At 69.4% G+C, this 6,141-nt stretch carries 5 protein-coding genes; 3 read left to right on the top strand and 2 right to left on the bottom strand.

The genetic code is table 11. From position 1 onward, the window contains the following. Nucleotides 1-731 (bottom strand): transposase family protein (locus QOZ89_RS46670; RefSeq protein WP_312629992.1); only part of this gene is annotated, 731 nt, incomplete at its 3' end. A 582-nt stretch (nucleotides 732-1,313) separates the two neighbouring features. Here QOZ89_RS46670 and QOZ89_RS46665 point away from each other — a divergent pair. After that, entirely contained in the window at nucleotides 1,314-1,649 is a 336-nt protein-coding gene (locus QOZ89_RS46665) for a hypothetical protein (RefSeq protein WP_312630358.1), read from the top strand. A 349-nt stretch (nucleotides 1,650-1,998) separates the two neighbouring features. Further along, complete coding sequence (locus tag QOZ89_RS46660) at nucleotides 1,999-3,072, top strand: Rieske 2Fe-2S domain-containing protein (protein ID WP_083418725.1); 1,074 nt, start codon at nucleotides 1,999-2,001, stop codon at nucleotides 3,070-3,072. Nucleotides 3,073-3,267: 195 nt separating this feature from the next. On the opposite strand, the gene QOZ89_RS46655 is transcribed toward QOZ89_RS46660, so the two are convergent. Then, nucleotides 3,268-4,674 carry an IS701 family transposase gene (locus QOZ89_RS46655; protein WP_312630357.1) on the bottom strand — a complete coding sequence of 469 codons (1,407 nt, stop codon included), beginning with the start codon at nucleotides 4,672-4,674 and terminating at the stop codon, nucleotides 3,268-3,270. Between the two features lie 624 nt (nucleotides 4,675-5,298). Here QOZ89_RS46655 and QOZ89_RS46650 point away from each other — a divergent pair. After that, the coding region (locus QOZ89_RS46650) for an IS66 family transposase (RefSeq protein WP_312630356.1) at nucleotides 5,299-6,141 on the top strand (843 nt) is incomplete at its 3' end.

Genomic DNA, 6,141 nt, shown 5'->3' with positions numbered 1-6,141 from the left:
GTGACCTTGAGCAGGGCGTTCGCGCGTTCGCCGACGGCGCGTAGCGCGTTGTGGATCCGGTTGTGTGCCTTCTGTTCGTCGGTGAGGGTGGCGCCCTTGGGCTTCTTGTACGCGATCGCGAGCGGCCCGGCCGGGCTTCCTATCCCTTCGTAGCCGAGGTCGAACAGCACCTCGTGCAGGTCGGCGGTCCATTCCTCGAGGATCGCCAGTGCGCCGGAGGCTTTCAGGGCGGTCGAGTCGTGCTCGCGGCCGGGCCGCACGTCCGAGACCCACAGCGGCCAGCCGTCGTCGGGGGCCGAGAGGACCTGGATGTTGCCGCCGTGGTTGGAGGCCTTGCCGGACCACCACAGGTCCACGCCTTCGGTCGGGCCGGGCATGCGCAGCCGGTCGGTCTCGATGACCGTGCCGTCGAGGACGAGGTGGTCGTAGCCGGCGATCCTGGCCCGCATCAGCGCTTCGCGCAGGTCAGGGGCCTGCCAGGCGAGCACGGCGATGCCCTCGTGCAGGTAGCGGTAGCCCACCGACCGGGACACTCCATGATCCCCGAAGAGCTGTCTGGCCCTGAGGCCGTCACAGAACCAGCGCAGGACCATGACGGCCTGTTCCAGCGCGGACAGCGTGCGGGTGCCGTCGCGGGTGCCACGGCGTTGACGCTCCGCGACGAGAAGACCCGCCAGGCGGAAGACGGTGTGATCGCCGAGGGGCAACTCGGCGGTGTATGTGAAACTCATCGAGGCGCGGGGTTCCCTGGGGTTGATCTTTGGTCGGAGCAACCTTCCTATCGGAGCCCCGCGCCCTCGTTGTCACAGCCCCAGGGATACTCACACCCCGTAACAGTCACCGAACGTCACAGGTCGTTGCTGGGAATGGCTCAATGTCCGCCGCTCGCAGGAGCTCGTCACCGTCGGGCATGCTCGGGTCGGACAGCGCGATTCCGACACTGGCCGATTCCGACCCTCCGTGACCGTCGATAGTCGTCGGCGCGACCAGCCGCTCCAGGATGCGGTCGGCGATCGGGAGGATGTCGGCATCCGAACCGATCGGCGTCCGTGTCACCGTCCGTGCCAGCGTCGGCCGTGTGGTCGGAGCGCCGGATGCGGACCGCGGCGTCCAGGTGTTCGGCGAGGACGACCTCCCCACGCGCCGCCACAGTACGTCGGGCTCGAGGCTCTCCAACGCCCGCGGGGCGAGGTCGGCCAGGATGGCCTGTTCCGCTGAGCGCTGGCGAACCTGCTCCAACGCCCGTTCACGCGCCGTGACCTCGGTGGAGAGGACCGCGACGCAGAGGCCGACCCGTAGACGACAGGGAACAGGTGCAGATCGAAGGAGCGGTCGTCCATCGAGTGGATTTCGTGGATGTGCTCGCCTGCGCGGGAGCGGCGCACCATCGCCTGCAGCCGCGGGTGCCCCTGGAGGATCTTGTCGATGCTGTCCCCGTCCTTGACGGGCATCGTCTGTGCGGCTTGCGGGTTCGCGGTGTCGGTCCGGTAGAGGACGCGGCCCTCGGCGTCGGCCAGGACGATCGACACCGGCGCGTTCTCGAGTACCAGCCCCAGGCGGAACTCGGCGGCCACCTGCTCGGTGACGTCCTGAATCTGAGAGATCATCAGCGGTATGTCTGGGCCGTCGGGGTCGACGACGGCGGGTGACGTCGCGCGAGGCGGGCATCAGCGCCGTCGACTCCCACCAGCCTGCCCAACAGCTGCCGGCTCACCGAGACCTTGTAGGCCGAGTGGCGGCACGCTGGGCACAAGGCATCCCTCTTGGGGCACACATCGTGGCGGAGCCGGTCCGCGCCGCCGCTGTCGAGGCGCTCGCCGAGCCAACGCCGCCGCGACCCACGACCGCGTCGCCTCGACGGCCCGTCGCCTGGGGACCCGGCTCTTGACAGTGACATGTAGGAGCGGCACACTCGAATCTTGCCGTCAGAAACGATAATATACCGGAAATCGGCGACTTTGCCCCGCAGGGCCGATTCCTCCGAATGAAGGAGATGCCATGAGCGTCGTTGCTCGCCCGGAAACTCTGCCCCTTGGCGGGGCGCCGACGTTCCCGAGTCGGATGTGGTGGGTGGCGGCGCGTTCCGCGGAGGTGGGAAGCGACCTCCTCGCCCGGCGGATCGCCGACCGGCCAATGGTGTTGTACCGAACCAATGAGGGAGCCGTCGTCGCCATCGACGACATGTGCCCACACCGCTGGCTGCCCCTGTCGAAAGGCCGCAGGGAGGGCGACCAAGTCAGGTGCGGCTACCACGGGCTGTTGTTCAACCACGACGGGTCATGCGCCGAAGTTCCATCCCAGCCGGAGGTGTCCACCCGCGTTGCCGTGCGGACCTACGCCGTCATCGAGCGGGCGCCGTGGGTCTGGGTGTGGACAGGCGACGGCGACGATGCCGACCCCACCGAGATCCCTGCCTACCCGTGGCTGACCAACCCCGACTGGCGTATGGACGAGGCGTATCTGCCGATGGCTGCCAACTACCTGCGCGGCCACGAGAACGTCCTCGATCTCAGCCATTTCGACTATCTGCACCCCGGGGGGCTAGCCACCCAAGAATGGACGAGAGTACGGCCGAGCCTCAGTATCGAAGACGGCGTGCTGGTTGAGGTCCGTGACCTGCGCTCGGCACCGGCAGCGCCGAACGCCGCAGCGATGGGGGTAGAGCCGGGTTCACTCGTTGATCGACGTAATGAGAGCAGGGTTCCGACGCCAGCCCTGCACATCGCGACGACCACGTTGCGCAGCCCGGCTGGCGACGGGCACGAGTACCACGGGGCCGTCCTGCACGCGTTCACTCCCGAGACGGAGCGAACGAGTCATTACTTCTTCGCGGCAGCGCGCGATTGGCGCGTGGACGACAGCGAGTTCGACGAGCGGTTCTGGCAGATGGCGCTCTTTACCTTCAACCAGGACAAGGATGCGCTGGAGGCCGTCGAACAAGTAGCGCTCACCCATCCGGGTCCGTTGCGCGAGTTCAGCGTACGCTCCGACAAATCCGGCCTGCGGCTGCGCCGGCTCGTGAAGGAGCTCATTGCCGACGAAGCGCGAGGACAAGCCAAGTCCGAGGACTAGCCTCGATCTTTCGTGCGCCCAGCAGACAGTGGGAGGTGACGCCGTGTGAGCGGCTGATCTCGCTGGCGTAAGCTCGTCGTCGCTTGCCGGTGGAAGTCCGGTCCGGGTAGCTGCCAGGAGGCCCGGTAGCAGGCTGGCGGCTCGGCTGGGTAACTGGCGGTGGTTTGTTGTGATCGGCAATTCGTGATCGGTGATCTACGGGGGTAGGTAGAGGCAGAGTCGGTGTCCGGCCAGCAGGGTGCCGGTCAGTTCGCGGAGTGGGCGGGGCATCGGGGTGGTGGTCCAGGCCTGCCAGATGCGTAGTAGGAGGCACAGGGGGGTCAGGGGGGCGCGGACCTGTCGGAGGCTGACTGGCCAGCACGGCGGCGTGGTGGGGGTTGTCCGCCCGTCGTCGGGTGGGGCGGGTGTGGGTGGCTCGGCGGGGGTGGTGTCGTGCCAGCACAGGCTGAACGCGCAGTTGACCAGGGTCCAGTGGCGGGCGATCGCGGTGGCGGAGCGGACCTGGAAGTCGGCCCAGCCCAGTTCGTGCTTGACCTGCTTGTAGTCCTGTTCGACCCAGCCGCGCAGCCCGTGCAGGTAGACGATCTCGTCGTGGGTGGCGGGTGGGAACGCCGGCGCCGGGGTGGTGGGCAGGTCGGGGCGGGGCAGGGTGGTGGCCAGGTACCAGGTGCTGGTGGTCGGCAGGGTGGCCGGGTCGGTGGTGGCCACGACCAGCCGGATCGGCCCGCCGATGCGGTAGGGGCCGGCCCGGCAGTCGGTGGCCCACCAGGTCTCGGTGTGCCCGTCGCGGTAGGTGCGCCTCACCGGTGTCCACTGGCCGGGCCGGGCGGGGCTGGTCCAGACCCGTGCGCGGGCGGCCTGGGCCGGGGTGCGCAGCTCGGTGTCCTCGTCGGGGCGGGACAGTTCCTGGTGCGGTTTGAGGGCCAGCACGAACGGCACCCCGGTCTCGCGTAGCTCGGCGACCAGCCCGGGGCTTTCGGACGGACCGTAGAAGCAGTCGGCGACCACCGCGCGGAACGGGACGCCGGCGGTGTGGGTGTCGGTGACCAGAGCGGCGGCGAGCTGCCCCTTGGTCCGAAACGACGGATCGGCCCGGCCGCCGGGCAGGCACGGCGCCGGGAGATAGAGCCGGGTGTGCAGCGGGTGGTACACCCGCTCGTCCGCCCAGGCGGTGGACACCGCGACGATCCCGCGGTCCACGCTGTTGCGGGAACCGATGTACTGGCGGGACACCCCCGCGGTGGCGTGCCCGCTCTTGCGGTCCCCGGAGTCGTCCAGGACCAGTACCCCACCGGGATGAGGCCGGGTGGCCGGCGCCGCCATGAGCAGCTCGACCCGCCGAGTGTCGATTTTCTCGTGGTCCCACGGGGACTCGGACAGGAACCACTGCAGCCGCTGGACCTCCCGATGCTGCGCGCCCACCACCGGCTCCGCCCCGGCCAGACACGTCAACGTCTTGTTCCGGTCCCGCGGCAGCAGCAGACCGACCAGGTAGTCCCGGAACGCCCGACGCTGCGCCCGAGAGGCAAACAGATCATCGAACCGGGACGCGTACGCCTCCACCGGCGCCGGAGCCGGCGGACACGGCAGCCGCTCTGTCATCACGATCACCCCCGCGACCGAACCACTCCTTCCCTACCCGACACAGCCAGGAATTCCCCGGCCACCCACACATGATCAAACGATCACAACAAACCACCGCTGGTCGGGTCGGAGCCCAGCGTCAAAAACCCTGCAAGGGGGAGCGACTGGACGGTCCGTAGCATGAAGCGAAGCCTGCCGCCTCGTTAGAGGCCCGCTTCGGCGGGAGCAGGGAGTGCCGAGCCGCGGAAATCACGGTGAAGGCCACGGAAGCGGTGTAGATCCTGGATTGCAGCCGTGAAGGACTCCTCGGGGTATGGGGCGCGGAACGTTCAGTAGTGACGGCGGGAACTGGGGAGACCCTGCCTGGCCCGGCAGTACCGCGATATAGCTGCCGGAGGGGCGACATCCTATAACCGATGATCTCGGGAAGTGGGTGACGTGTCGGGTGGGGAGTCGGAGGCGGCCGTAGTGTGCGCCGGGCGGCGCAGAGAACTAGCTGGTGAAAGTCCAGCCGGACCGGCCCCAAGCGGGTGTCCATTCACGGGTGGGTGGCTGCGGTCCGCTGAGCTGGGCGTTTGTGTTGGGGTGACACGTTGTGGCTGTTGCTTGATCGTGGCGGTGGGGCGTGGATGATCTGGGTTTGTGGCTGACCCGTCCGTGTCGTTGGAGTCGCGTCTGGCGGCTGCCGAGGGGCGGATCGAACAGTTCGCGGCGGCGAACGGCCGGCTGGCGGCGACGAACGAGCGGCTGCGCCGGGTGATCGAGGGTATGGCCGAGCGCCAGGAGGCGGAGCGGGCCGAGCGGCGGCGGTTGGAGCTGGAGGTCGCCGACCTGCGGCGGCGGGTCGGGATGGACAGCACGAACTCGTCGGTCCCGCCGTCGAAGGAGCCGATCGGGGCGAAGGAGAAGCGGAAGGCCGAGCGGCGGGGGTCCTCGGAGCGGGTCCGCTCGAAGGAGCGGAAGCCGGGTGGGCAGCCGGGGCATCCCGGCGCGGGGCTTTCGCGGGAGCCACGGCCGGACCGGTCGTTACCGGCGGACCCGCCGGACCAGTGCTCGTCGTGCCAGGCGGACCTGGCTGGTGCCGAGGTGCTCGCGGACGGGTGGGCGCAGGTCTGGGACCTGCTCACCCCGGTGCTGGAGAAGGTCGAGTGGGCGTTGCCGCGGCGCCGCTGCGGCTGCTGTCGGAAGGTCACGGCCGGGTCGGTGCCGGGGGTGCGGCACGCGGCGGTGGGCACGGTGTCCTACGGGCCGCGGCTGCACGCGGCGGCGGTGTTGCTGGCCTCCGAGGGCAACGTGCCGGTCGAGCGGGCCGCGATGGTCATCGACGCGCTGCTCGGGGTGCCGGTCTCGGCCGGGTTCGTCGCCCGCGCGAACGCCCGCCTCGCCGAGGATCTTGAGGCCGCCGGTTTCGACGAGGCGATGAAGGCCGCGCTGCGCGCCGAGCCGGTACTGTGCGGCGACGAGTCCCCGGTCAACGTGCTGCGC

The sequence above is a fragment of the Pseudofrankia coriaricola genome (assembly GCF_032027725.1).
Classification (GTDB): domain Bacteria; phylum Actinomycetota; class Actinomycetes; order Frankiales; family Frankiaceae; genus Pseudofrankia.
This window is presented reverse-complemented; position numbering and strand designations above follow the sequence as displayed.